The sequence below is a fragment of the Microbacterium sp. 4NA327F11 genome (assembly GCF_005503465.1).
GTDB lineage: Bacteria > Actinomycetota > Actinomycetes > Actinomycetales > Microbacteriaceae > Microbacterium > Microbacterium ginsengisoli.
In genome coordinates this window covers 1-23,337 of sequence record NZ_SCOB01000004.1, presented here as the reverse complement: position 1 = coordinate 23,337, position 23,337 = coordinate 1, and the positions used below count along the sequence as shown (strand labels likewise).

Sequence of the window (23,337 nt, the reverse complement as noted above, 5' to 3'; positions counted from 1 at the left end):
ACAGAATGGGCGTGTGACCCCCGCGCGCATCGGAATCGTGTTCAATCCCAGCAAGATCGAGCGCGAGCAGCTCGAGAAGTCGCTCGCCGCGGTCGGTGTGACGGATGCCTCGTGGTTCGAGACGACTCCGGATGACCCGGGTCAGGGGCCCGCCCGCGCGGCGCTCGCCGACGGCTGCACGCTGGTGATCGCCGCCGGCGGCGACGGCACCGTTCGAGCTGTCGCGGAGGTGCTCGCGGGTACGGACACCGAGCTCGCCATCGTGCCGCGGGGGACCGGGAACCTGCTGGCGCGCAACCTCGGGGTGCCGCTCGGCAGCGTGAAGGCTGCGCTCACCCGGGCCGTCGAGGCATCTGCCCGGCAGATCGACCTCGGCTGGGTCGACATCGACCGTGACGGAGCGATCGAGACCCACGGGTTCGTCGTGATGGTGGGCTTCGGACTCGATGCCCACATGCTCGCCGAGACCAGCGACGACCTGAAGAAGCGCGCCGGATGGCTCGCCTACGTGGAGGCGATGGGCCGTGCGATCTCGGCGACGGAGCTGGTCGGGGTGACGGCGGTCGTCGACGGTGGGGAGGCGGTCGAGGCATCCGCCCACACCGTGCTGATCGGCAACTGCGGCACCATCCAGGGCGGAATCACCCTGTTGCCCGACGCGGCACCCGATGACGGCACGCTCGACCTCCTCGCCGTCAGCGCGACCGGCATGCTCGAGTGGGCGGCGAACCTGAAGACCGTGGTGTGGGACAACGGTCTGCGTCGCGTGTTCGGGGGTTCCGACGACGCCGTGAGCACGGAGACGATGCGTCACGTGCAGGCGACCCGCATCGAGATCACCCTCGCCGAGCCGCGCGCCTTCGAGATCGACGGTGAGGAGATCGGGGACGTCACCCGCTTCACCGCCCGAATCGATGCGGGTGTGTTGCGCGTGCGCTGAGAGGGCGCCTCGACGTCACCCGCTTCGCCGCCCGCATCGACCCTGGTGTGCTGCGCGCGCGCTGATCGCGCCCGTGCTCACTCCAGGCCGGCGGCCCATTCGGCTGCGGTGACGACGGTGCCCTGGCGGGGGAAGACGCGGGTGAGTAGCAGGTCGGAGAGCTCGGGGTCGCCGTCGCCGCTCGCGTCGGAGAGTACGGTGAGGCCGTAGTCGAGGTCGAACGCCTGGCGGAAGGTCGAGAGCACGACCCCGCTGGTCGAGATGCCCGCGAGCACGAGGTGCGTGACGCCCTGCCCACGCAGCAGCACGTCGAGGTCGCTGCCGGTGAAGGCGCTGTAGCGGCGCTTGGTGACGATGGGCTCGCTCGGCAGTGGTGCGAGCTCGGCGATGATCTGCGTCGCGGGGCTCTGCTCCGTGAGCGCGTCGCCGGCGGCGGCGGCGAGGGCGGTGAAGGCGACGTTGCTCTGCGGCACCTCGGGGAAGCCGGGCCGGAATGCGACGCGCACGAAGAACACCGGGATGCCCTGGCTGCGGGCCGCGTCGAGGGCGGTGCGTGCGGCGGCGAAGATCTCGGGGCTCCCGCCGCGGGCGACGATCGCGGGCTGGAAGTCCATCAGCAGGAGGGCGGGGCGTGAGGTCGTCATGACCACACGATAAACAGGCGAAACTGGTCAGGTCAAACTGATCAGGCTAGACTGTCGAATATGACTGCGCACTCCGCCTCCGCCGTGACCGCCGCCCAGGACATCCGGGTCGCGTTCGGTCGGCTGCGGCGGCGCATGCAGGAGGTCGCCACGGACGACGACATCACGCCCAGCCAGGCATCCGTCATCGTGCGGCTCAGCAAGGGGGAGGCCGCGACCGCCGCCGGTCTCGCCCAGCTCGAGGGCATCCGTCCGCAGTCGATGGCCGCGACGCTCGTGGCGCTCGAGCAGCGCGGACTCATCTCGCGTACCCCCGACCCGACCGACGGCAGACGGCAGGTCGTGACTTTGACCGCCGCCGGGGCCGAGGTCGAGGAGGGCAACCGCGCCGCCCGCGGCGAGTGGATCGTCGGACGACTCGACGAGGTCTGCACCGAGCAGGAACGCCAGCTGCTGATCCGCGCCGCGGCCGTGCTCGACCGGGTCGCCGACCGGTGACCGGCGCCGTCGCCGTACCCGCCGGGCGGCGTCGCCCGCCGGCCGACCGCTTCGACCGTCGGCTGCTGCCGTCGATGATGCTCGGTGCGATCCTCAACCCCATCAACTCGTCGATCATCGCCGTCGCGCTCGTGCCCATCGCGCTGGCCTTCGGCGCCCCCGCGGCCCAGACAGCCTGGCTCGTCTCGGCGCTCTACGTCGCCACGGCGATCGGTCAGCCGGTCGTCGGTCGCCTCGTCGACAGGTTCGGCCCCCGGCCGGTCTACCTCGTGGGCGTCTCGCTCACCGGCATCGCCGGGATCATCGGCATGCTTGCGCCCGCCCTCTGGGTGCTCGTCGTGGCGCGGGTCATCCTCGGATTCGGCACCTGCGCCGGATACCCGTCGGCGATGTCGCTGATTCGACGCGAGAGCGACCGCGCCGGCATCGCCTCTCCCGCCGGTGTGCTGACGGTGCTCTCCGTCTCGACGCAGACGGTCGCCGTCATCGGGCCCACCCTCGGCGGGCTGCTGATCGGCCTCGGCGGGTGGCGGGCGACGTTCGCGGTCAACATCCCCCTCTCCCTCGCGTGCCTCGTGCTCGGAGCCGTCACGCTGCCCCGCGAGCCGCGCAGAGCGGATGCCGCGTCGCAGCGCCGCCCGTTCGACCTGCTCGGCATCGCACTGTTCACGGCCACCCTCGTGACGCTGCTGTTCTTCCTCATGGCGCCGGCGGTCTCGACGCTGTGGCTGCTCGGGGTCGCGGTGGCCGCGGCATGCCTGTTCGCCTGGCGCGAGCTGCGCGCACACGAACCGTTCATCGACGTGCGGGTGTTCGCCGGGAACGTGCCGCTCATCGTGACGTTCGGGCGCGCGGTGCTCGCCGCGGTCGTGTCGTACGCGTTCCTCTACGGGTACACCCAGTGGCTCGAGGACGACCGCGGGCTCGACCCGACCGCGACGGGTCTGCTGCTGCTGCCGACGTTCGTGGTCGGCATCGCGGTGGCTTCGCTCACCGGGCGGCGCGCCGAGGTGCGCGCGAAGCTGATCGTGGGCGCCGCGGCGCAGCTCGTCGCGTGCGGCATGCTGCTGTTCGCGACGAGCGCGAGCCCGCTCTGGTATCTCGCTGCGATCGGCGTCATCATCGGCATCCCGCAGGGCCTGGTGAACCTCGCCGTGCAGAACGCCCTGTTCCACCAGGCCGACCCCGTCCGCATTGGAGCATCTTCGGGGCTGCTGCGCACGTTCATGTATCTCGGGGCGATCCTCGCGGCTGCGGCATCCGGGCTCTTCTTCCCGGTGCGAGCGGATGACGCGGGGCTGCGCGGGCTCGCGACGGTCATGGTCGTCGCAGCGCTCGTGCTCCTTGCGAGCGCCGTTATGGACCGCTCGCTGGGGAGAGTGGACCGCCTCGCCCGCGGTGCCGCGTGATCCTCGGCGAGCACACGGCTCGCGCATAGGGTGCGGGCAGAACTTGCGCAGACGCTACCGGCAGGCTGGGTTGTCGTGCGTGCCGCTGCCCCCTCTGACCGCGTTCCGCGGGTGCGGCTGCGGCGGCTGCTGACCGAGCCGTGGCCCGTGTGGGCCGCCGTGCTGGTGATGACGGCGGCGTCGACGGTGTTGATGGTGTGGAACCTCGGCCGCGGCGACAACTTCGCGTTCTATGAGTCGGCGGCGAAGTCGATGTCGGAGTCGTGGCGGGCGTTCGTGTTCGGTGCGTTCGATCCGGGTGCGACCGTGACGTTGGACAAGTTGTCGGGGTTCTTGGTGCCGCAGGCGGCGTCGGCGGCGTTGTTCGGGTTCTCGACGTCGGCGTTGGCGTTGCCGCAGGTGGTCGAGGGTGTCGTGACGATCTGGTGCTGTGCGCTGGTGGGGTTGCGGTGGGGTGGTCGTCCGGCGGCGTTGGTGGCGGCGGGGGCGGCGGCGTCGATGCCGATCTTCGTGTCGATGTTCGGGCATCCGATGGAGGACGGCCTGGTGACGATGGCACTGGCGGTGGCGCTGGTGTGGTGGCAGCGGGCGGTGCTGACGGGCTCGTGGTGGGCGTTGGCGTGGTCGGGCATCGCCGTCGGCGTGGGCTTCCAAGCCAAGATGATGCAGGCGTGGTTCGTGCTGCCGGGCTTGGTGATCGCGCTGCTCGTGCTCGGGGGGATGTCCCGTGTCCGCCGCCTCGCGCGCGCGGGCACCTTCGCCGCGGTCGCGGTCGCGGCGTCGGTGGGGTGGATGGCGATCGTGCAGGTGGTGCCGTCGGGTGTCCGTCCGTTCGTCGACGGCTCGACGAACGACAACCTGTTTGCGATGGTGTTCGGCTACAACGGCATCGACCGGGTGTTCCCGGGACTTGTGCCCGGGGCGGTCGGGCCGGGAGAGCAGTCGGGGGGTGCGACGGCCGCGATCTCCTCGATGCTCGGGAGCACCGGTGGCTTCGCCCTCCATCCCAAGCTGTTCGCCCCCGAGAACCTCACTCAGATCGGGTGGCTCTACCCGGCGGCGGCGGCAGGCATCGTGCTCGCCTTCGCCCGGTGGTGGCCGCGTCGTGACCATCGGTCCGCGGCCGAGAGGGCAGCTTTCGCCACGACGGTTGCGGTCACGCTCTGGCTTGCCGTCGCGGCGGCGGTGCTGACGGCGAGCGTCATGCCGCACACGGCGTACCTCGCCGCGCTCGGGGTGCAGTTGGCCCTCCTTGCCGCGATCGCGTTCTCCCGCGCGTGGACGCTGCAGCGCTCAGGTCGCCGCAGGGACCGTCTCGTGCTTCCCGCGTTGCTCGCCGGCCAGACGGTCTGGGCGGTCGCGCTGGCGTCGTGGGGAGCGATGCCGGCGGTGCTCGCCGTGCCGATGGGGGCGGTGAGCATCTGTGGCGCCGCGGTCGTCCTCACCCACGAGGTGCGGTCGGGGGCGGTGTTGTCGCCGCGCGCCGCCTCCACTGCTGTCGCCGCGGTCGCCGGTCTGGCGCTACTGGCAGGTCCGGCGCTGTGGAGCGTGCAGGCCCTGGATGCCGGTCGTGACGGCTCGGGAATCGACGCGTACCTCGGTTGGCGACCCCCCGCCGCGGTGGCCGGGGTTGCCTCACCGCGCCCCGCGCGGACGGCCGATGTCTACGGGTTCCCTGTGGCGGCGGCATCCGACTCATCGGTTGTCGACCCCGGTGCGACCGAGTCGTTCCACGTCTCGCCGCCGAACCTCTGGGGTGGTGCCCCCACGGCATCCACGCCGGTCGACGACCTGCTGCGGGTGATCGCCGCCGATGCGAGTGGTGCACCCGCTCCCGCCGCCGGCACGGGGGCTCCGATCGTCACGGATTCCTGGGCGATCTCGGCGGACATCATCGACACCACGGGGCAGGCGGTGCTCACCGACGGCGGATACTCCGGCGCGGTGCCGGTCTTCACGACCGCGCAGTTGAAGGATCTCGTCGACAACGGCTCGGTGCGCTGGTTCGTCGTGAAGGCCGGTGCCGGCGCGAAGGACCCGGTCGCACAGTTCGTCGCGCAGCAGCGCTGCACCGTGGTGCGCACGTGGGGCACCGATGCGTCCGTCTCGGCGGGAGCCCTCGGGCTTCTCGCCGACACCCGGTCGTCGGTCGCCGAGAGCCTGTCTCCGGTGCTGAACGGGCTGACAGCAGAAGCGGATGCCGCGTCCGCCGCGTCGTCCGCGTCCGCGACGACGCGCCCCGACCGTTCGTTCACGCTGTGGCAGTGCCGACCATGACCGGTTCAGCTGTGACGGTATCGCCCACCACCGGATCGCTGAGGGTGACCCACGGCGGAACGGTGCGAGTGTGGGGCCTCCGCTCCGTGCGTAGACTCCCGGCCCGCTGACTCTCCACATCCCACAGGGGCAGATCGACGGGATCACCGTCGACATCGGGGGCGAAGAACACCCGGCTCGCCGGCGCATCGCCGTAGCAGCGACCCGTCGGGCTCGTCCAGGTGAGCACGCCGTCGCCCCGCTGCACCACAGTCCAGGGCGAGTGATGCTTCAGCGTGTGGTGTCGTCGGCACAGGTGCGCCAGGTTGTCGGCGCGCGTCTCCCCGCCGAACTGGTGATCGAGCGTGTGATCGATGTCGCAGGCTGAGAGGGGGACGCGACATCCGGGGAACCTGCAGTGCCGGTCTCTCACGGCGAGATGTCGACGCATCTGGTCGCTCGGCCGGTAGCGATCGACGCCGAGCACTGCGCCCGTGAGCGGGTGGGTCAGGATGCGGTCCCACCCGGGTGCTTCTGCGGCCAGCGCCCGTGCCGTGGGCGCATCGATCGGCACGAGGCCGGCGCCCACCGCACACTCGAACGGGTCATCGACCTCGCCGCCCATCAGCGTGAGCACGGGCACCGTGACCTGCACGTGCGCGCGGATGGCCGCGGCATCCGTCACTCGATCGATGTGAGCCGCGGGGTCGGCGGTCAGCAGCAGGTCGGCGAGGATGTCTGCGCGGAGCTGATCGACCGCGCGTGGTGCGGGCAGGGTCGCCGCATCGTCAGCACGCGCGGCAGCCTCGGTCTCGCTCTGCGCGTGCGCGAGCCGGGTGAGGCGATCATGTACGCCGAACGCGAGCATCGACGGCAGCACGGCGACGAGCTCGGCCATTCCGTCATCGAGCGGCGTGACCCGCACCGAGCGGTCGGCACGTGCGCGCGCGTGGCGCGCGGACACGGTCTCGTCGCAGAACCGCTCGGCACGTCGTCGGGCCACCGGGGCGAGGCGTGAGGCCGACGTGCTCTCGGCGTAGTCGAGCACCGCGTTCTCGAACTCGTGGCGCAGCTCGGGGTGGGTGATCGGCAGGCCCGCGTCGACGATCACGCGCACGTGGGCCAGCGCGATGCGACCCTCTGCGAGCGCATCGAGTGTGGCGGGGTAGTCGCCCGCGATCGTGCGGGCCTCGCCCAGCCGCCGTTGCACGGTGCGGTCGGAGACTCGCCACGCCGCGCCGATCTCCGCGGCCACCGCACGATGCGGAAGGTCGGCATCGGAGGGGGCCGCGGCATCCGTCCACTCGGCCGCGATGGCCTCGGCCTCGGCGAGCTGGCGAACCTCGAGCGCCTGCAGACGGGCGATCTCGCGCCGCGTGCGCTCGAGTCGGGGGAGCAGCGCGGCGAGCCGCGCGGTGGCCCGCTGCTCGGCGTCACGCTGCTGATCGGTCATGTCTCGAGTGTTGCACGGGGTTCCGACATTGCTTCGACTAGCGGCTGCTCCACAGTGTGTGATCTACGTATATATAAACGATGCAACAGAATGCAACCTTGCATCCATCCGGTCCCGAGCTCGCTCCCGCCCGCGGGGATAGCGTGGAGAAGACGGAGGATCCCGTCAGCCACTGGGGGCGGCCGCGAGGCATGATCATCGACCGCTCCACTATGCAAAGGAGCTGAGCGACCATGAAGGCTGCGCGCTACTACGACCGCGGCGACATCCGCATCGAGGACATCCCCGAGCCGGTCGTCGAACCCGGAACCGTCGGCATCGACGTCGCGTTCTGCGGCATCTGCGGAACCGACCTGCACGAGTACCTCGACGGGCCGATCTTCGTCCCCCCTCACGGTCACCCGCACCCGATCTCCCACGAGTCGGCTCCTGTGACGCTCGGTCACGAGATGTCCGGCGTCGTCTACGCGGTCGGCGAGGGTGTCGACGATCTCGCTGTCGGCGATCACGTCGTCGTCGAGCCCTACATCATCGGCGACGAGGTCGACACGAGCTCAGCCAACAACGCGTACCACCTCTCGCACGACATGAACTTCATCGGCCTCGCCGGCCGCGGCGGCGGACTCGCCGAGAAGATCGTCGTGAAGCGCCGCTGGGTGCACCCCATCGGCGACACCATCCCGCTCGACGAGGCCGCGCTCATCGAGCCCCTCTCGGTGGGATACCACGCCTACCAGCGCTCGGGCGCGAAGGCGGGCGACTTCGCCCTGATCACCGGCGCCGGCCCCATCGGCCTGCTGACCGCCGCGGTGCTTCGCGCGCAGGGCATCACGGTCGCGATCTCCGAGCCGAGCTCGCTGCGCCGCCAGAAGGCGCTCGACACGGGCGTCGCCGCGCACGTGTTCGACCCGCGCGAGGTCGACGTCGTCGCCGAGGTGAAGGCCCTCACGAATGGTGTCGGAGCGGATGTCGCATTCGAGGCGACATCCGTGCAGCCCGCCCTCGACACGCTCTTCGACGCGATCAAGCCGACCGGCGTCATCGTCGTCGTGTCGATCTGGGGGCACCCGGGCACGCTCGACATGCAGAAGCTCGTGCTCAAGGAGGTGGACCTGCGCGGCACGATCGCCTACGTCAACAGCCACCCCGAGACCATCGCGCTGGTGCAGCAGGGCAAGGTCGACCTGAAGCCGTTCATCACCGGCAAGATCGGCCTCGACGACCTGATCGACCAGGGGTTCGATACCCTCATCAACCGCAACGAGACCGCGGTGAAGATCCTGGTGGACCCGCGCGCCTGATCGCGTGATGCCGACTCGGCCCGCGGCGAGTGATCGTCGTGGGCCGTGTCAGTGTCGGCGGGCGGTGCGCGCGACGAACAGGAAGGTCGCGAGCGAACCGAGGGTCGTGAGGGCGGCGACCCAGGGGCCGGGGTTCGTGAGCACCGCGTCGATGAACGCGGCGAGGGTGAGGGCGAGGCCCTGACCGAACTGCGCGAGTGCGTCCATGCTTCATGGTCCCACCTCCGTCGCGCCCAGAGGCTGGATCGGGGAAGATGATCGAGTCGACCGTCGAGGAGTATCCATGTCGCCCCGTCCCGCCCCGCGCACCGTCACCGTCGCGCTCATCGTCGATCTCGTGCTGGTCGTGGTCTTCGCCGCGATCGGGCGCGCCAGTCACCACGAGGACGTCCTCGCGGGGCTCGTGACGACGTCGTGGCCTTTCCTGGTCGGCGCTTTCGCGGGCTGGCTCGTGACCCGCGGCTGGCGGGCGCCGCTCGCACCGGTGCGTACCGGCGTCGGCCTGTGGGTGACGACGGTCGTGATCGGGATGCTGCTGCGCGTCGTGTCCTCGCAGGGCGTCGAGCTCGCGTTCATCATCGTCGCGAGCATCGTGTTGTTCGTGTTCCTGGTGGGCTGGCGATTCGCCGTGCGCGCGATCCGCGGCGGGCGGCGCTCGACCCGCTGAGGTCCCGTGCCCCTCGACGCCGCGGCGTCGCGGGCGACCGATGCGTCGACTAACGTATCTGCGTATGAGTGCAGATAAGCAAGGATGCGGCTTCTCGACCGAGAGTCCGTACGTCGAGCTGGCGGTCGAGGTGTTCGGGATGCTCGCCGACGCGACGCGGGTGCGCATCGTGCTCGCCCTCACGGATGCGGGAGAGCTCTCGGTGAACCACCTCGCCGACATCCTCGACAAGCCGGCCGCCGCCGTATCGCAGCACCTCGCGAAACTGCGGCTCGCGCGCATCGTCGCCACCCGTCACGAGGGCCAGCGCGTGTTCTACCGGCTGGAGAACGAACATGCGTCGCAGCTGGTGCGCGACGCGATCTTCCAGGCGGAGCACTCGCTCGGCGGCACCCCGCGTCACCACCACGCCGACAGGGTCAGCTCGTGACCGCGCCGCGGCGAGCCGCAGACGGTCGCAGCGCCGAGGATCCTCAGGGGCATCACCGCGGCCACGCGCACGACCACCCGCGCGACCACGACCACCCGCACGACCATGACCACCCGCACGGTCACGGTCATGACCATCCGCATCATCATGACCACCCCCATGGTGGCATCCGCGGCTTCATCACCCACCTCTTCGTCCCGCACACCCACGATGCGGCGGACTCGATCGACGACGCGATGGAGGCGAGTAGCGCCGGAATCCGGGCCCTCAAGGTGAGCCTGTTCCTGTTGCTCGCCACGACCGTGCTGCAGGCGGCTGTCGTCGCGATCAGCGGGTCGGTGGCTCTGCTCGCCGACACCGTGCACAACTTCTCCGACGCGCTCACCGCCGTGCCGCTGTGGGTGGCGTTCGTGCTGGGACGCCGGGCGGCGTCGCGCCGCTACACCTACGGGCTCGGGCGGGCCGAGGACCTCGCGGGACTGTTCATCGTGTTCGTCGTGCTCCTGTCCGCCGTTGTCGCGGCCTGGCAGTCGATCGATCGCATGATCCACCCGCAGCCGCTCGAGAACATCGGCTGGGTGATCGCCGCGGGGCTCATCGGGTTCGCCGGCAACGAGGTCGTGGCCGTCTACCGCATCCGTGTCGGGAGGCGCATCGGCTCGGCGGCGCTCGTCGCCGACGGCGTGCACGCCCGCACCGACGGCTTCACCTCGCTCGCGGTCGTGATCGGCGGGCTCGGCGTGCTCGCTGGGTTCCCGCTCGCCGACCCGCTCGTGGGCCTCGCGATCTCCGCGGCGATCGTCGTGCTGCTCTGGGGAACCGTGCGCAGCGTCGGTCGCCGGCTGCTCGACGGCATCGAGCCCGAGCTCGTCGACTCGCTCCACCGTGCCGTCGGCGAGACACCCGGGGTTCGCGGCGTGGCACGCGTGCAGCTGCGTTGGGTCGGGCACCGGCTGCAGGGGGCTGTGCGACTCGAGACGGATGCCGCCTCCCTCGCCGATGCGCAGGCGATCGCCGGGCACGCCCGAGAGCGGGCGCGCACGACACTCCGGAGCCTCGACGACCTCCAGGTCGAGATGGTCACGCCCGTCATGACGACAGCTGCCGGACACGTCCACGAGGAGTCGTCGTGACCCATCCGGGCGTCACCCCGCCCGGCGGGATGTCGGAGCGCAGCGATCGTCGCGGCATCCGTATCGCGGTCGCGCTCGAGTGGACGACGTTGCTGTGGAACGTGGTCGGCGTCGTCGTGCTGGCCGTTCTCGCGTGGTCGGCGAGCTCCGTCGCGCTCGCCGGCTTCGGGCTCGACAGCCTGATCGAGATCGGCGCGAGCGCCGTGGTGCTCTGGGAGCTGCGCGGCACGGGTGAGGTGCGGCGTCGTCGGGCGCTGCGACTCATCGGGCTGGCGTTCGTGCTCCTCGCGGGCTACCTCGCCGTGCAGTCGATCGTGGCGCTCGTGACAGTGCATCGACCGGCGCCGAGCCTCGGCGGGATCATCTGGACGGCCGTCACCGCCGCGGTGATGTTCGCTCTCGCCGCGGGGAAGAGCGCGGTCGGGCGCCGCATCGGCAACGAGGTCGTGGTCACCGAGGGCAGGGTCACCCTGATCGACGGGATCCTGGCGGCGAGCGTGCTCGCGGGGCTGCTGCTCGATGCGGTGCTCGGCTGGTGGTGGACGGATGCCGTCGTCGGTGTCGTCATCGTCTTCTACGCCGTCCGCGAGGCCGTGCACATCTTCCGCGAGAGCTGAGACGGCCGCGGCATCCGAGTGCCTGCTTCCGGATGTCGCACGCCGCCGCCATGCTGGACGCGTGGCGATCCGATCCTTCGAGCTGAGCACCCTCGTGCCGGGCGTGCCGGAGCGCGCGGTCGACTTCCTCGCGAAACTCGACGGGCACCGCGGCATGCATCCCTACCTCCACTCGGCCGACGTCGTCGCCCGCGGCCAGGACGGGCGGGGTGTCTGGGCCGACTGGGTGATCGTCGAGCGGCCGACGGTGTGGGGCATCCCTTATTCGATCCGGTTCCCGGCGCGCATGACGCGCGTCTCGCCGACGCTTCTCATCGGTGACGTGCGCGCGGCGCCGGGGTGCACGCTCACCACGACGACGTCCGCGACGCCGACCGAGGCGGGCACGCTCGTGAGCGAGGTCACCGAGGTGACCGCTCCGGCACCGCTCGTCGGCTACATGACCCGTCACGCTCGGCTCGCGCACACGCGCACCTACGGGCTGCTGGCGGGTGAGCTGAACAGGCTGGATGCCGCGGTCTCCGCGCCCGAGGAGGGAGCGGCGTGACCGACACGGTGCAGCTGTCGAACGACGAGGCGCGGCGCATCGCCGTGCGTGCGGCGCTGCTCGACGCGGAGCGTCCGGGCGACGTCGTCGAGGTCGCCGAGCAGCTGGCGATCATCAAGATCGACCCGACGAGCGTGATCTCCACGTGCGAGAACACCATGATGTGGTCGCGCATCGGCTGGTCGTACGAGTCGGGTCAGCTGCAGAAGGCGGTCGAGATCGACCGGCTGCTGTTCGAGTACGACGGCACGTTCCGCCCGGTGAGCCTGCTGCCGCTCATGCTGCCGCGCATGCGGGCGATGCCGCTGCGGGACCGCACCAAGGAGTGGTTGGCCGCCAACCCGACGTTCAAGCACGAGGTGCTCGCGCGGCTGCGAGGCGAGGGGCCGCTGAAGGCGAGCGAGATCCCCGACACCGCGCAGGTCGCCCGCCACAGCGACAGCGGGTGGTACGGGCCGAACCAGGTGCCGCACATGCTTGAGTTCCTGATGCGCACGGGCGAGGTCGCCGTCGTGCGGCGCGAGGGGCGCACGAAGGTGTGGGATCTCGCCGAGCGGGTGTTCCCGTCTGACCTGCCGCAGTACGGCGAAGAGGAGGCGGCGCGCCTTTACGAAGGGCGACGCCTGCAGGCCGCGGGGCTCGCCAAGCAGAAGTCGCCCTGGAGCGGAGCCGGTACCGCGGGGCTCGCGGCGACGGTCGAGGGCTCGTCGTGGAAATGGCGGGTCGACCCGACCGCGCTCGCCGCCCTCGACGAGGACGCCGGCGGACGGGTGGCGATTCTGAACCCGTACGACACGACGCTGTTCGACCGGCCCCGGCTGCGGGAGCTCTTCGACTTCGACTTCGTGCTCGAGCAGTTCAAGCCGAAGAACCAGCGCGTCTACGGCTTCTTCGCGCATCCGATCCTTGTGGGCGACCGGTTCATCGGCTTGCTCGACGCGCAGATCGATCGCAGCGAGAACGTGCTGCGGGTGAATGCGCTGCACGAGCTGGTGCCGTTCGACGAGGATGAGACCGAGATGGTGAGGGCCGAGCTGTTCGATCTCGGCGAGTGGCTCGGGATGCCGGTGGTCGGCCTGCGCTGAGCGCTCCCGTGTGGCGGTCGCGACCGTTCCGGGGTGCCCGCGTCTCAGTCGCCCCGGGGGTCGCCCGGTTCGCCGCCGAAGGCGTCCTCGATGTCGATGGGCGGCGCGGTGACGACGGGCTCCACGTCGAGGGTCAGATCGAGGATGCCGCGCAGCAGCCCGCCCATCGTGGTCGAGCGCAGCAGCGTGTAGCGGTCGAACTCGCCGAGCGGTGCGATCGCGGCCAGCTGCCAGGCGGACTCGACCGGGTCGTCGGACAGCTCGGTGTCGGCGTCCCACTGCAGGTCGCGGAACTCCGCCGCGCGGGTGAGCACGCGCCGCACGGTGCGCTCGGCCTCGGCGCGCAGCGGCGCGAGCGCCTCGTCCCACGTGAGCCGGGGAAGGGGTGACGCATCCGCCTGCGGGTACGGGTCGTCGTCGAGCCAGCGGTCGACGACGACGCGCTCGCCGCCGACGGCGATGACGTGCAGGGCATCGGTGCCGCTCGGGTCGACCTTCACGATGCGTGCCATCGTGGCGATGCCCTCGCGCTCCTCGCCGCCGCCGGCCTCCCGGCCGCGCGCGATCAGCACGACGCCGAACTGCGGCTCCTCGTCGTCGAGGAGGCGACCGAGCATCGTGAGGTAGCGGGGCTCGAAGATGCGCAGCAGTAGCGGCGTGTGCGGGAACAGCACGGTCCCGAGGGGGAACATCGCCGCGGCATCCATGGCCTCAGTCAACCAGCGGGACGGATGCCGCGGGCCGCCGCGGGTGGATTCGCAGACAGCCGATCACCCCCTTCCGCTTCGACACATCTCGATATATCGTTAACCATCGTTCGATAGTCGAGTGGGCCTGGAGGGCATCATGAGCGGTGGATTCGGTGGCGGCTTCGGCGGGTTCGGCGGCGGACCCCGGGGGTTCGGCGGACGCGGGCCGGGCGGCAACGTGTGGGAGCAGTTCGAGCAGTTGCGCGGTGCCTTCGACAAGCGTGTCGGCATGCGCATGGGTCGCGGCGATGTGCGCGCCGCGGTGCTGGCGCTCCTCGCCGAGCAGCCCATGCACGGCTACCAGATCATCAGCGAGATCGCCGAGCGGTCCGGCGGGGCATGGAAGCCGAGCGCCGGCTCGGTCTACCCGACGCTGCAGCTCCTCGCCGACGAGGGCCTCATCAGCGCCGAGGAGTCGAACGGTCGCAAGACCTATTCCCTCACCGACGCGGGCCGCGAGGCTGCCGAGGAGGCGTCCGAGAAGTCCGCGCCCTGGGAGGCGCCGAGCATCAAGGACGCCTCGGGCTTCGGCGTGCTGCCCAAGGCCGCGGTCGAGCTGGCGCAGGCGGCCGCGCAGGTCGCCCGCAGCGGCACGAAGGAGCAGGCGGAGGAGGCTGCCGCGGTGCTCGATGAGGCGCGGCGTAAGCTCTACTCGATCCTCGCCCAGGCCTGACCGGCGTGCCGCCGGCCCGTCGGCGTCAAGGAGAATCAATGCCTGACGTCGCAGACACGCGCGCCCGTTACCGCCGCATCCTCTGGTTCGCGGCGCGCCAGCTCGCACGCACGTGGTGGTTCGAGCTCTTCCTCCCGCGCGTCGGTCTCGAGCGTCTCGCTGCGCGCGGACGAGCAGAGCGGATGCGCCGCTTCGCGCGTCGCTTCCACGACCTCGCCGTCGACCTCGGCGGGCTCATGATCAAGGTCGGACAGTTCATGTCGTCACGCCTCGACGTGCTGCCGCCCGAGATCACGAAGGAGCTCGAGGGACTGCAGGACGAGGTGCCGGCGGTGCCGTTCGTCGACATCCGTGCCCTCGCCGAGGCGGAGCTCGGGGTGCCGCTCGACGCCGCGTTCGCGTGGGTCGACGAGGTGCCGGTGGCCGCGGCATCCCTGGGACAGGCGCACCGTGCCCGTCTCGCGGGCGCCGTCGCCGACGACATCGGTCTCACCGACGTCGTCGTGAAGGTGCAGCGCCCCGGTATCGACCGCATCGTCGACGTCGATCTCGCCGCGCTGCGGCGGGTGGGCCGCTGGCTCAGCCATGTGCGCATCGTCTCGGATCGCGTCGACATGCCCCACCTCGTCGAGGAGTTCGCGGCGACGAGCCTCGAGGAGATCGACTATCTGCACGAGGCGGCCAGCGCCGAACGCTTCGCCGAGAACTTCGCCGACGACCCCCGGGTCGCGACCCCCGAGGTCGTCTGGGAGCGCACCACGCGGCGCGTGCTGACCCTCGCCGACGTCACCGCGATCAAGATCACCGACGCGGACGCTCTGCGCGCCGCCGGCATCGACCCGGCGGAGGTCGCGCCCGTGTTCGCCGAGGTGATGTTCGAGCAGCTGTTCACCCACGGCTTCTTCCACGCCGACCCGCACCCGGGCAACATCTTCGTGACGCCGGTGCGAGCGGCGGATGCCGCGGCTCCGGGTGAGCCCGCAGCATCCGGCACCGCGGCGCCCGCGCCCGCGTGGAAGCTCACGTTCATCGACTTCGGGATGATGGGCGAGGTTCCCAGCGGCATCCGCTCGGGTCTGCGGAAGCTCCTCATCGCCGTCGCATCGCGCGACGGGAAGGGTCTCGTCGCCGCGATCCAGGACGTCGGCGTGCTGCTGCCATCGGCCGACACTGGCGAGCTCGAGCGCGCCCTGACGCAGCTGTTCTCGCGATTCGGCGGCATGGGGTTCGCTCAGCTGCGCGAGGTCGATCCGCGCGAGTTCCGTGATTTCGCGACCGAGTTCGGCGATGTCGTGCGGTCGCTGCCGTTCCAGCTGCCCGAGAACTTCCTGCTCATCATCCGCGCGATGTCCCTCACCTCCGGGGTGTGCAGCTCCCTCGTCGCCGACTTCAACCTGTGGAACTCCGTCGAGCCGTATGCGTCGAAACTGCTGCGCGACGAGCGCGGCAACCTCGTGCAGGATGTCGCCACCCAGGCGCTCTCGTGGGTCACGACGGCCGTGCGGCTGCCGCAGCGCGTCGACGGCCTTGTGACGCGGTTCGAGCAGGGCAGGGTCGCGCTCGACACCTCTCGGATCGAGCGTCGGGTGAGCAGGCTCGAGCGCATGGGGCGCCGTCTCATCGCGGCGGTCGTGTTCGCCGCGCTGCTGATCACCGGCGCTGTGCTGCATCTGCAGGATCCGGTGTTCGGCACGGTCGTCATGATCGTGTCGGTCGTGCCGTTCCTCGGCGCCCTGATCGGCGGGAGGCGCTAGGCCTCAGTCCCCGGCTCGCGCCCGGCCGGCTTCGGGAACGCCGCGCGCATGTAGTCGGTCTGCAGGTAGTCGGAGACGCCGATGAGGATCAGCGCGAACACGATCTGCTCGGTGATCACCCACAGCGGATAGAGCCCGGGGATCGCCGCGAGCACCAGCGCGATGACGGGAAAGATGCGGCTGAACAGCTGCAGGCGGCGGTAGGCCCAGTACCAGCCGGCGCGGGCGCGCCAGAGGAAGTAGAAGAGCGTCGTGGAGATGCCGAGCACGACGAGGCAGCGCATCCACACGGCGATCGTCACCTCGGCGCCGACGGCGAGCAGGACGACCCCCGTGACGACGGTCGCGATGCCGAGCAGGAAGCACACGACGAGCAGCCAGGCGATCACGGTGAAGGCGCGCCGCACCTGGGGGTCGGTCGACGGCTCGACGCGATGATCGGCGGCACGGCCGCCCGCGATCCGGTCGAGTCGGCGCAGCATCGGTTCGAGTGACATGGTGCTAGCTTAAGCCATGCTGAAGGTTGATGGGTGCCGAGGCTCCGGCCTGGGTGTGGAGCCGTTGTCCAGGCCGACCCCCTACCGTGGAGGCCAGCAAGGGGAGTACTCCCGTCTGCGGCGACGCCGTCATTACGGTCACGCGATCGTGACCCGGTGCGCCGGCCCACCCTGGGTGGAGGAGACCTTGGCGTCCGTTGCACGCCGTCCCCGGAGCATCCCTTGCCACTCATCGACCGCACCGCCCGCAGGGCGATCGATGTCGTGCGCTCGCGCCTTCGACGAATGGATGCCGCGGCCGCACCCATCGCCACGAAAGGTTCGAGATGAGCTCCTTCTCCCGTCTGTTCGACCTCGCCAAGAACGCCCTGAACTCCGACGCGGTGCGCGAGGTGCGCCGCTCGGTCGGAGGGCAGGGCGCGGCATCCGCTCGTGATCCGCTCACCCCGCCGCCGGTCCCCGGGCGCGACGCGACGACTGCATCGGCCGCCGATCGTCAGGCGATCGCGCGCTACGACTACCTGATGCAGACCGCCGACCCGCAGCACATCGAGCAGATCCACCGCGACGCGTTCGCCCGGCTCACACCCGACCAGCGCGGAGTGATCGAGCGACGCATGCGCACCGAGCTGCCCGTGCACGAGCAGCCGCGCTCCTCATCGCCCGGCGACCTCGCGCGGGCGGCCGGCCGGGCGGAGGCGCAGCGCCCCGGCCGCATGCGGGGCATCCTCGCTCGTGCGGGCGGCGGGGCCGCGGCCGTCGGCGCCGGCGGGGCCGCTCTGGGCCTGCTCGGCGCGGTTGCGGGCGGCGCGATGCTGAGCGCCGTCGCCGCGCCCCTCCTCGAGCACGCTGCGGGTCTCGGTGTCGACGTCGATCAGCTCGCGCAGGGCGTCGACGTCGAGGGGATCGCCGCCGGGGCCGACGGAGTCGTCGGCGGCCTCGGGGATCAGGTCACCGGCATCGGCGACCAGCTCGGCGGAATCGGCGACCAGCTCGGCGATGTGGGGCTCGGCGACATCTTCGGTCGCTGACAGCGCCGACTCCACGACGAACCGGCTGCCGCGCTCGGAAGCGCGACAGCCGGTTCGATGGCGGAGGATGGGGGATTCGAACCCCCGAGGGCTTTCACCCAACACGCTTTCCAAGCGTGCGCCATAGGCCACTAGGCGAATCCTCCATGGCCCGAAGGCCTCGATCATCCTAGCCGAGCCTCACCGCACGCGCTGCGCAGGGCCTCACCGCGTCACCGCCGACAGGATGACGACACCGAAGACGAGCACAGCGAACACGATGAGCGCCGTGCGTGCGATGAACGCACGCCGCTCAGGTGCGAAGGCTGTGTGGGGGCCTTCCGAGAATGCCGCCGCATCGTGAGCCACGGCGACGTCATCGATGCTCTTCTCGCCGAATGCAGCTGCCTGACGCGCATCGTCGAGCCGCCGCTGCCGGCCCGCTGCCGCCAGCGAGGCGAAGACCACCTGCGCCAGGCGCTGCGCCTGCCATCGGATTCTCGCGGCGGCGGTCATCACGACGACCGTCGCCACCGCCAGCGCCTGGGTCACCAAGATGGTGAGACCCGCGTCGTGGACGCGCGCGGTCAACACGCCGCAGGCGAAGGTGAGCAGCAGCAGTCCGTCGGCTACCGCCCACCAGGTGCGCGAGCGCTTGAGGTGGGTTCGGGCGACGATCGGCCACAGCCGATTCGGTCGCCAGAACCGCCATCCGGCGGGCGCAGGCCGTAGGCCCGGCAGCGGAGTCCAGCCCGGAGGTGGCACCCACATCGCGTTCTCCCGCACCCACCGATCGTTGGGCGTCGGCCATCCCCGCGGCACACGGAAATCGACCGGCACCCCCGGCACCCTCGCTCGTCCGACCCCCATGAGCCCCCGCACCTTCGCCCCCGCTCGGATTCGACCGAGACTACCGAGCGGATCGGCCGCTCGGAAGAGTCGCACTCACTCCCGCGCCCACAACGACCGGGGCCAGACTCGGGCGATCAGCCGGCGCGCGGGTGCGACCGACCCGAGCACGCCGGAACGCACCGCAGCGGCCGCATCCGCCGTCGCCGGGTCGCCGCTCGCGGCACGCCGGGCGCGACGCCCCGTCGGCGCGGGTGGCGGGGCGTATGCCGCCCGCTCGACCGCGTCGACGAGTCTCCACACCGCGTCGGGCGGCACGCCGGGCTGCGCGATGAGCGCGGCGCCGAACTCACGAGGCGACGCCGCTGCGCTCACGGGCACTCCCACATCGCGCGCGGCATCCTGCACCCAACTCCATGCGGCGACGGCGTCCCCACGGGCCGCAGCTGCGCGCAGCCGTCTCGCGCGTGCGGCGCCCAGCACGCCCGGCACCGCGAGAACGGCGATGACGAGCACCGCACCCAGCGCCCAGGGAACGATGGCAGCGATCGCCGGTCCGCTCGTCGAGGTGGTCGACGTCGTCGTGCCCGTGGTGGGTGCGGTCGACGGCTGGTCGCTCGGGGCGGCGGTCGGCGCGCTCGAGGCGGTCGGCTGCGGTGTCGAGCCCGAGTTGTCGACGGTGCCGGACGTACCCGACCCCGGTGCGAAGCTCGTCGAGACGCCGAGGCTCTTCGTCGGCTCGAAGCGCACCCACCCGATGCCCTGGAAGTACGCTTCCGGCCAGGCGTGCAGCTGGTCGCTGACGACCTTGTAGGTCACCGTGTCCGGAGTCGACGACGAATACGTCCCCGGCAGGTAGCCGATCACGATGCGCGTGGGGATGCCGAGGGAGCGCGCCATCAGCGTGAACGCCGAGGCGTAGTGCACGCAGTAGCCCGACTTGACCTGCAGGAATCGCGCGACGGCGTCGGCGCTGGATCCGTCGAACCCCTGCTCGACCGGCGCGTTGAGCGAATAGGTGAACTCGTCGCCACGGAACCACGTCTGCAGCGCGATCAGCTTGTCGTAGGCGCTCGTCGCCCCCGCGGTGACCTGCTGCGCGTCGGAGGTGATGATCGTCGGCAGGTTCTGCGGCAGCACGGTGTAGATCGAGTTCGTCGAGCGGGCCGGTGCGGCCTCGATCTGCTCGAGGGTGGGCTGCGGACTCGTCGTCGTCACGGTGTACTGCTGGCCGCGGGTCGATCCGCCCTGGGACTCGACGGTGAGGTTCTGGTCGGCGATCGCCCACGATCCGGTCAGGCCGCTGATGGATGCCGCGGGGTACGGCACGGGCAGCCAGGTGGTGTCGAGGCGGCTGATGTCGATCTGCGTCTGCGCCTCGGTCGTCGTGATGGTGCTCCCGAGCGCCTGAGCCGGGAACGTGCCGTCGGATCCGATCGCCGTCGTCGACGGCGCGTCGGGCACCCAGGTGCCCGACCCCTGCAGGAGGGAGAGCGTCGCGAGTCTCAGGTACGGCGCCGATCCGGTGTCGGTCGTCACCGTGAGGATCTCGGTGGAGGCGGGATTGCGCAGGTTCCGGCCCAGATCGATCGAGGCGTCCACGCCGACCGAGACCGAACCGGGCACGAGGACGACCGGGTTCAGCGTCGGGAGCAGCGGCGCAACGATCAGCGTGGTCACGAGGGCGGCCGCGCCCAGCACGAACCCGGCTGCCGTGCGCACCGCGCCCGGTCGCTCCGGCTCCCGGCGGGTGCGGGTCTCGAACCGGAACAGCAGCAGGAAGGTCGCCCCGAGCGTCACCAACTCCCACGTCGGCATCGACCGCTGCACCGACACCGTCGGGATGAGGGCCACGGTCAGCAGCGCGACCACGGCGAGAAGCGGCATCCGCGCGGTCACGACGATGTGGTCGAGCGCGATCGCGAGTAGTGCGACCGAAGAGACGAGGAGGAACGCGATCGCGGCCGAGGCATCCAGCGGCGCGTAGCCGGTGATGATGTCCTGCGCCGCGCGCGAGAGCACCTCGGGCACGGCGGCGAAGACCGCCGGCGAGGGGATGACGAGCAGCCACGCCTGACCGGCGAAGAAGAGGCCGGTGACGCCGAGCATCCACACGACGAGCTCGATCAGGCTGACCGCCCATGCCGGCACCCCGCGCACGCGCAGGAGGTACCCGATCGTCAGCACGAGCGCGGCGAGACCGAGCGCGGCGGCGAGCCAGAAGCCGGGAGTGATCACTCGCAGCAGGGGAAGGAGCGCCGCGACGAGCGCGACGAACGCTCCCACGGTGAGACGGAACGTGCCCCGCGCGGTGCGACGCGGACGTCGAGCCACAGATGCGTCCCGTGTCGCGAACACCCGGTCGTGTGCGGTGGGGTCGTCGCTCATGCGCTTTCGCCCTCCGTCGCCGCCGACTCGGATGCCGCCGCGCGCCGCTCGAGCTCCTGCCACACCGTCGCGAGCGGTTCGGCGCCCGTCAGCGCGGCTGCGCGCCATCCGCGTGCGCGGACCGCGGGCAGCGCGCCGGACTCGGGCGCCGCGGTCAGCAGGATCGGCAGGGTGGAGTGCGGGGCGATCGTCGCGAGAGGCGCGGCATCCGAGAGATCCAGGCTGCCGGCGAGGAGGATCACGGGGCCCGTGAGGCCGCCCGTGAACCGTTCGGCGAGCCGATGCAGCCCTCCCCCCGTGCCGGTCGGCGCCACGGTCGCGAGGAGGAAGGCGAGATCGCCGAGACCGCTGTGCTCCTCGGGGTCGATTCGTTCCGCGAGGGGGGTGCCGTGCACGTCGACGACGCTCACCGCGAAGCCCTCTCGCGCCAGACGGGTCGTGATCGACAGGCACGCCGAGACCGCTGCCTCGAAGCCCCGGTCGCCGCCGGGTGCACTCGCCCGCGCCGGCCAGCGCGCAGCATCCAGGTCGATCACGACCGTCGCCTCGGGAGCGGCCTCCTGCTCCTCCTGACGCACCATGAGCTCGTCACGGTGGGCGGTCGCGCGCCAGTGGATGCGACGCATCGAGTCGCCAGGTGCCCATGCCCGGGGGATGAGATTGTCCGCACCCTGGCCCAGCCGGCTCGTCGCCGCAGGCAACGCGCCCCCGGTCTGCACCGCCATCGCGGCGAGGGCCGGCACATCGACGAGCTCGGGCGTCACCACGATGTCGGTCGCCTCACCGGCGGCCTGCGAGCGCCGCACCAGGCCGAACGGATCCGTCGAGGTCACCTGCAGGCGGCCGAGTCGATGGATGCCGCGCACCCGCGGGCGCACGCCGTACCTCAGCTCGATCGTGCGCGACCCCGACCCGGGTCGCAGAGCGGGGAATACGCCGCGGGCATCCCCGGCGAGGCTTCGGGGGAGGCGGTCCCGCCACTGCCCGGGCGGCACCGGCAGCGAGCCGTGCACAGTGGCGTGCACGCGCACCCGCGCCTGCTCGCCGACGGCCGGCAGGGCGGGCACGACCTGCCGCGTTGCGTCGAGGCGACGACGCAGGCCGAACTGGGTGACGGCGCCCCACAGCACGGCTGCGATCAGCAGCACGGCGAACCACACGAGCTCCTCGAGTCCGAGCATCGGGGCGGCGATGAGGCATCCGAGCGCGACGACGAGGGCACCGGTGCCCCGCAGGGTCAAGGGCCAGGATCGCACGGCGACGTGGTCAGACCCGCACGCCGAGCGGCACGCGCACGGTCTGCACGATCTCGTCGATCACTGTCCGCACCCGGTCGTCGCCGGCACCGCCGGAGACCCGTGTCGGGATGAGCCGGTGCGCGAACACGGGGGAGATGAGCGTCGCGACGTCGTCCGGGATGACGAATGTGCGGGTATCCAGCGCTGCCCACACCTTCGCGGCCCGGACGAGAGCGAGCGTCGCGCGCGGCGAGGCCCCGAGCCGGAGCTCGGGGTGAGAGCGCGTCGCCGCAGCGAGCGACACGGCGTACTCCTCGACCGCGGGGGAGACATGCACCCGCCGCGCCCACCGGATCAGCTCGTCGAGCTCGGCGAGCCCCACGACCGGGGTGACGAGGTCGATCGGATTGGCGGTGTCGCGCTGGCGCAGCATCTCGGCCTCGGCTGCGGCATCGGGGTACCCCATCGAGATGCGCATCATGAACCGGTCGCGCTGCGCCTCGGGGAGGGCGTACGTCCCCTCCATGTCGAGGGGGTTCTGCGTCGCCACGACGAAGAACGGCGAGGGCAGGAGATGGGTGCGGCCGTCGACCGTCACCTGACCCTCGGCCATCGCCTCCAGCAGCGCCGACTGCGTCTTCGGCGATGACCTGTTGATCTCGTCGGCGATCACGACGTCGGCGAAGATCGCGCCCGGGGTGAACTCGAAATCCCGGGTCGCGGGGTTGAACACCGAGACGCCGGTCACATCGCTCGGCAGGAGGTCAGGGGTGAACTGGATGCGACGCACCCGGGCGTCGATCGCGGCCGACAGCGCGCGGGCGAGCATCGTCTTGCCGACGCCCGGAACGTCCTCGATGAGCAGGTGCCCTTCGGCGAGGAGCGTCACCAGCGCTGCTCGCACGGCATCCGGCTTTCCGTCGATGACCGACCCCACGGCCTGCACGATCGCGCCCGTCAGCTCGGCGAATCGTGCCGCATCCAGCGTCGCGGGCGCCTCGGTCACATCCGTCATACGTGCTCCCGACATCGGTGGGGCTCCCGGGGGAGAGCCGCTTCTTAGGCCGGGCGGAGCCGCGGTCTAGGTGTACTTCCCCGTGACGTTGTGAACGCGGGCTGAGGGGGTCTGGCCGCCGATCCCGGTGTGGGGTCTGTGGTGATTGTAGTGATGCAGCCAGGTCTCGTATGCCGCGGCTCGC

The 23,337-nt window shown here is 71.1% G+C and carries 25 protein-coding genes and 1 tRNA gene; 14 read left to right on the top strand and 12 right to left on the bottom strand.

What is annotated here, in order from left to right:
- The first annotated feature begins 13 nt into the window (after nucleotides 1-13).
- Complete coding sequence (locus tag FFS51_RS03815; protein WP_056519435.1) at nucleotides 14-940, top strand: diacylglycerol/lipid kinase family protein; 927 nt, start codon at nucleotides 14-16, stop codon at nucleotides 938-940.
- A gap of 77 nt (nucleotides 941-1,017) precedes the next feature.
- On the opposite strand, the gene FFS51_RS03810 is transcribed toward FFS51_RS03815, so the two are convergent.
- On the bottom strand, nucleotides 1,018-1,584 hold the full coding sequence (locus FFS51_RS03810; protein ID WP_056207506.1) for a cysteine hydrolase family protein: 567 nt from the start codon (nucleotides 1,582-1,584) through the stop codon (nucleotides 1,018-1,020).
- 60 nt (nucleotides 1,585-1,644) lie between these two features.
- Between FFS51_RS03810 and FFS51_RS03805 the strand changes: the two genes are divergently transcribed.
- From FFS51_RS03805 to FFS51_RS03795, 3 genes are all read left to right on the top strand, one after another.
- Entirely contained in the window at nucleotides 1,645-2,082 is a 438-nt protein-coding gene (locus tag FFS51_RS03805; RefSeq protein WP_056207504.1) for a MarR family winged helix-turn-helix transcriptional regulator, read from the top strand.
- Complete coding sequence (locus tag FFS51_RS03800) at nucleotides 2,079-3,491, top strand: MFS transporter (RefSeq protein ID WP_249352651.1); 1,413 nt, start codon at nucleotides 2,079-2,081, stop codon at nucleotides 3,489-3,491. The genes FFS51_RS03805 and FFS51_RS03800 overlap by 4 nt, the downstream gene beginning before the upstream one ends.
- Before the next feature lie 75 nt (nucleotides 3,492-3,566).
- The gene (locus tag FFS51_RS03795; protein ID WP_137877590.1) at nucleotides 3,567-5,768 is read left to right on the top strand and encodes an ArnT family glycosyltransferase; all 2,202 of its coding nucleotides are present in this window, start codon (nucleotides 3,567-3,569) and stop codon (nucleotides 5,766-5,768) included.
- On the opposite strand, the gene FFS51_RS03790 is transcribed toward FFS51_RS03795, so the two are convergent.
- The gene (locus FFS51_RS03790; RefSeq protein WP_137877589.1) at nucleotides 5,743-7,200 is read right to left on the bottom strand and encodes an HNH endonuclease signature motif containing protein; all 1,458 of its coding nucleotides are present in this window, start codon (nucleotides 7,198-7,200) and stop codon (nucleotides 5,743-5,745) included. The two genes, FFS51_RS03795 and FFS51_RS03790, sit on opposite strands and share 26 nt — an antisense overlap.
- Before the next feature lie 233 nt (nucleotides 7,201-7,433).
- Between FFS51_RS03790 and FFS51_RS03785 the strand changes: the two genes are divergently transcribed.
- Complete coding sequence (locus FFS51_RS03785; protein ID WP_045247290.1) at nucleotides 7,434-8,501, top strand: 2,3-butanediol dehydrogenase; 1,068 nt, start codon at nucleotides 7,434-7,436, stop codon at nucleotides 8,499-8,501.
- A gap of 48 nt (nucleotides 8,502-8,549) precedes the next feature.
- On the opposite strand, the gene FFS51_RS14625 is transcribed toward FFS51_RS03785, so the two are convergent.
- A complete protein-coding gene (locus tag FFS51_RS14625) occupies nucleotides 8,550-8,708 on the bottom strand; it encodes a hypothetical protein (RefSeq protein WP_048809123.1) in 159 nt (52 codons plus the stop codon).
- 76 nt (nucleotides 8,709-8,784) lie between these two features.
- Between FFS51_RS14625 and FFS51_RS03780 the strand changes: the two genes are divergently transcribed.
- Both FFS51_RS03780 and FFS51_RS03775 read left to right on the top strand, forming a co-directional pair.
- Nucleotides 8,785-9,168 (top strand): DUF3054 domain-containing protein, encoded by a 384-nt coding sequence (locus FFS51_RS03780; RefSeq protein WP_137877588.1) that lies wholly within the window; start codon nucleotides 8,785-8,787, stop codon nucleotides 9,166-9,168.
- Between the two features lie 64 nt (nucleotides 9,169-9,232).
- Nucleotides 9,233-9,598 (top strand): ArsR/SmtB family transcription factor, encoded by a 366-nt coding sequence (locus FFS51_RS03775; protein WP_045247288.1) that lies wholly within the window; start codon nucleotides 9,233-9,235, stop codon nucleotides 9,596-9,598.
- Here FFS51_RS03775 and FFS51_RS14880 read toward each other — a convergent pair.
- Entirely contained in the window at nucleotides 9,568-9,786 is a 219-nt protein-coding gene (locus tag FFS51_RS14880) for a hypothetical protein (RefSeq protein ID WP_249352650.1), read from the bottom strand. The genes FFS51_RS03775 and FFS51_RS14880 overlap by 31 nt on opposite strands.
- A gap of 48 nt (nucleotides 9,787-9,834) precedes the next feature.
- On the opposite strand from FFS51_RS14880, the gene FFS51_RS03770 reads away from it, so the two are divergent.
- From FFS51_RS03770 to FFS51_RS03755, 4 genes are all read left to right on the top strand, one after another.
- Nucleotides 9,835-10,731 (top strand): cation diffusion facilitator family transporter, encoded by an 897-nt coding sequence (locus FFS51_RS03770; RefSeq protein ID WP_249352649.1) that lies wholly within the window; start codon nucleotides 9,835-9,837, stop codon nucleotides 10,729-10,731.
- Nucleotides 10,728-11,348, top strand: coding sequence for a cation efflux transmembrane domain-containing protein (locus tag FFS51_RS03765; RefSeq protein ID WP_249352648.1), 621 nt, complete (start codon nucleotides 10,728-10,730; stop codon nucleotides 11,346-11,348). Before FFS51_RS03770 ends, FFS51_RS03765 begins: the two co-directional genes overlap by 4 nt.
- A 61-nt stretch (nucleotides 11,349-11,409) precedes the next feature.
- Nucleotides 11,410-11,895 (top strand): hypothetical protein, encoded by a 486-nt coding sequence (locus tag FFS51_RS03760; protein ID WP_137877586.1) that lies wholly within the window; start codon nucleotides 11,410-11,412, stop codon nucleotides 11,893-11,895.
- Nucleotides 11,892-12,980, top strand: coding sequence for a DNA glycosylase AlkZ-like family protein (locus FFS51_RS03755; protein ID WP_249352647.1), 1,089 nt, complete (start codon nucleotides 11,892-11,894; stop codon nucleotides 12,978-12,980). The genes FFS51_RS03760 and FFS51_RS03755 overlap by 4 nt, the downstream gene beginning before the upstream one ends.
- A 44-nt stretch (nucleotides 12,981-13,024) precedes the next feature.
- Here the strand turns inward: FFS51_RS03755 and FFS51_RS03750 are convergent, their stop codons facing one another.
- Nucleotides 13,025-13,687: an LON peptidase substrate-binding domain-containing protein gene (locus FFS51_RS03750; protein WP_056210024.1), complete on the bottom strand. Its 663-nt coding sequence runs from the start codon at nucleotides 13,685-13,687 to the stop codon at nucleotides 13,025-13,027.
- Nucleotides 13,688-13,826: 139 nt separating this feature from the next.
- Between FFS51_RS03750 and FFS51_RS03745 the strand changes: the two genes are divergently transcribed.
- Nucleotides 13,827-14,402 (top strand): PadR family transcriptional regulator, encoded by a 576-nt coding sequence (locus FFS51_RS03745; protein WP_045247339.1) that lies wholly within the window; start codon nucleotides 13,827-13,829, stop codon nucleotides 14,400-14,402.
- Between the two features lie 38 nt (nucleotides 14,403-14,440).
- Nucleotides 14,441-16,156, top strand: a complete 1,716-nt coding sequence (locus FFS51_RS03740; protein WP_137877585.1) for an ABC1 kinase family protein — start codon at nucleotides 14,441-14,443, stop codon at nucleotides 16,154-16,156.
- Here FFS51_RS03740 and FFS51_RS03735 read toward each other — a convergent pair.
- A complete protein-coding gene (locus FFS51_RS03735) occupies nucleotides 16,153-16,653 on the bottom strand; it encodes a hypothetical protein (RefSeq protein ID WP_137877584.1) in 501 nt (166 codons plus the stop codon). The two genes, FFS51_RS03740 and FFS51_RS03735, sit on opposite strands and share 4 nt — an antisense overlap.
- Nucleotides 16,654-16,979: 326 nt before the next feature.
- Between FFS51_RS03735 and FFS51_RS03730 the strand changes: the two genes are divergently transcribed.
- Nucleotides 16,980-17,684, top strand: a complete 705-nt coding sequence (locus FFS51_RS03730) for a cation-transporting ATPase (RefSeq protein ID WP_137877583.1) — start codon at nucleotides 16,980-16,982, stop codon at nucleotides 17,682-17,684.
- A gap of 58 nt (nucleotides 17,685-17,742) precedes the next feature.
- Here FFS51_RS03730 and FFS51_RS03725 read toward each other — a convergent pair.
- The 6 genes from FFS51_RS03725 to FFS51_RS03700 all read right to left on the bottom strand — a co-directional run.
- Nucleotides 17,743-17,830: transfer RNA gene (locus tag FFS51_RS03725), tRNA-Ser, on the bottom strand.
- A gap of 58 nt (nucleotides 17,831-17,888) precedes the next feature.
- Nucleotides 17,889-18,503 carry a hypothetical protein gene (locus FFS51_RS03720; protein WP_137877582.1) on the bottom strand — a complete coding sequence of 205 codons (615 nt, stop codon included), beginning with the start codon at nucleotides 18,501-18,503 and terminating at the stop codon, nucleotides 17,889-17,891.
- 105 nt (nucleotides 18,504-18,608) lie between these two features.
- Nucleotides 18,609-20,900, bottom strand: a complete 2,292-nt coding sequence (locus tag FFS51_RS03715; RefSeq protein WP_171006094.1) for a transglutaminase TgpA family protein — start codon at nucleotides 20,898-20,900, stop codon at nucleotides 18,609-18,611.
- Nucleotides 20,897-22,156, bottom strand: coding sequence for a DUF58 domain-containing protein (locus FFS51_RS03710; protein ID WP_137877580.1), 1,260 nt, complete (start codon nucleotides 22,154-22,156; stop codon nucleotides 20,897-20,899). The genes FFS51_RS03715 and FFS51_RS03710 overlap by 4 nt, the downstream gene beginning before the upstream one ends.
- Before the next feature lie 10 nt (nucleotides 22,157-22,166).
- Nucleotides 22,167-23,153, bottom strand: coding sequence for an AAA family ATPase (locus FFS51_RS03705; protein ID WP_056519207.1), 987 nt, complete (start codon nucleotides 23,151-23,153; stop codon nucleotides 22,167-22,169).
- A gap of 66 nt (nucleotides 23,154-23,219) precedes the next feature.
- On the bottom strand, nucleotides 23,220-23,337 hold a 118-nt coding region (locus FFS51_RS03700; RefSeq protein WP_137877579.1), incomplete at its 5' end, for an integrase core domain-containing protein.

Excerpts from the sequence above, each read along its gene's own strand:
- FFS51_RS03810 (WP_056207506.1), bottom strand. The coding sequence starts at position 1,584 with ATGACGACCTCACGCCCCGCCCTCCTGCTGATGGACTTCCAGCCCGCG.
- FFS51_RS03805 (WP_056207504.1), top strand. The coding sequence starts at position 1,645 with ATGACTGCGCACTCCGCCTCCGCCGTGACCGCCGCCCAGGACATCCGG.
- FFS51_RS03790 (WP_137877589.1), bottom strand. The coding sequence starts at position 7,200 with ATGACCGATCAGCAGCGTGACGCCGAGCAGCGGGCCACCGCGCGGCTC.
- FFS51_RS03785 (WP_045247290.1), top strand. The coding sequence starts at position 7,434 with ATGAAGGCTGCGCGCTACTACGACCGCGGCGACATCCGCATCGAGGAC.
- FFS51_RS14625 (WP_048809123.1), bottom strand. The coding sequence starts at position 8,708 with ATGGACGCACTCGCGCAGTTCGGTCAGGGCCTCGCCCTCACCCTCGCC.
- FFS51_RS03780 (WP_137877588.1), top strand. The coding sequence starts at position 8,785 with ATGTCGCCCCGTCCCGCCCCGCGCACCGTCACCGTCGCGCTCATCGTC.
- FFS51_RS03775 (WP_045247288.1), top strand. The coding sequence starts at position 9,233 with ATGAGTGCAGATAAGCAAGGATGCGGCTTCTCGACCGAGAGTCCGTAC.
- FFS51_RS03770 (WP_249352649.1), top strand. The coding sequence starts at position 9,835 with ATGGAGGCGAGTAGCGCCGGAATCCGGGCCCTCAAGGTGAGCCTGTTC.
- FFS51_RS03750 (WP_056210024.1), bottom strand. The coding sequence starts at position 13,687 with ATGGATGCCGCGGCGATGTTCCCCCTCGGGACCGTGCTGTTCCCGCAC.
- FFS51_RS03745 (WP_045247339.1), top strand. The coding sequence starts at position 13,827 with ATGAGCGGTGGATTCGGTGGCGGCTTCGGCGGGTTCGGCGGCGGACCC.
- FFS51_RS03740 (WP_137877585.1), top strand. The coding sequence starts at position 14,441 with ATGCCTGACGTCGCAGACACGCGCGCCCGTTACCGCCGCATCCTCTGG.
- FFS51_RS03735 (WP_137877584.1), bottom strand. The coding sequence starts at position 16,653 with ATGTCACTCGAACCGATGCTGCGCCGACTCGACCGGATCGCGGGCGGC.
- FFS51_RS03730 (WP_137877583.1), top strand. The coding sequence starts at position 16,980 with ATGAGCTCCTTCTCCCGTCTGTTCGACCTCGCCAAGAACGCCCTGAAC.
- FFS51_RS03715 (WP_171006094.1), bottom strand. The coding sequence starts at position 20,900 with ATGAGCGACGACCCCACCGCACACGACCGGGTGTTCGCGACACGGGAC.
- FFS51_RS03705 (WP_056519207.1), bottom strand. The coding sequence starts at position 23,153 with ATGACGGATGTGACCGAGGCGCCCGCGACGCTGGATGCGGCACGATTC.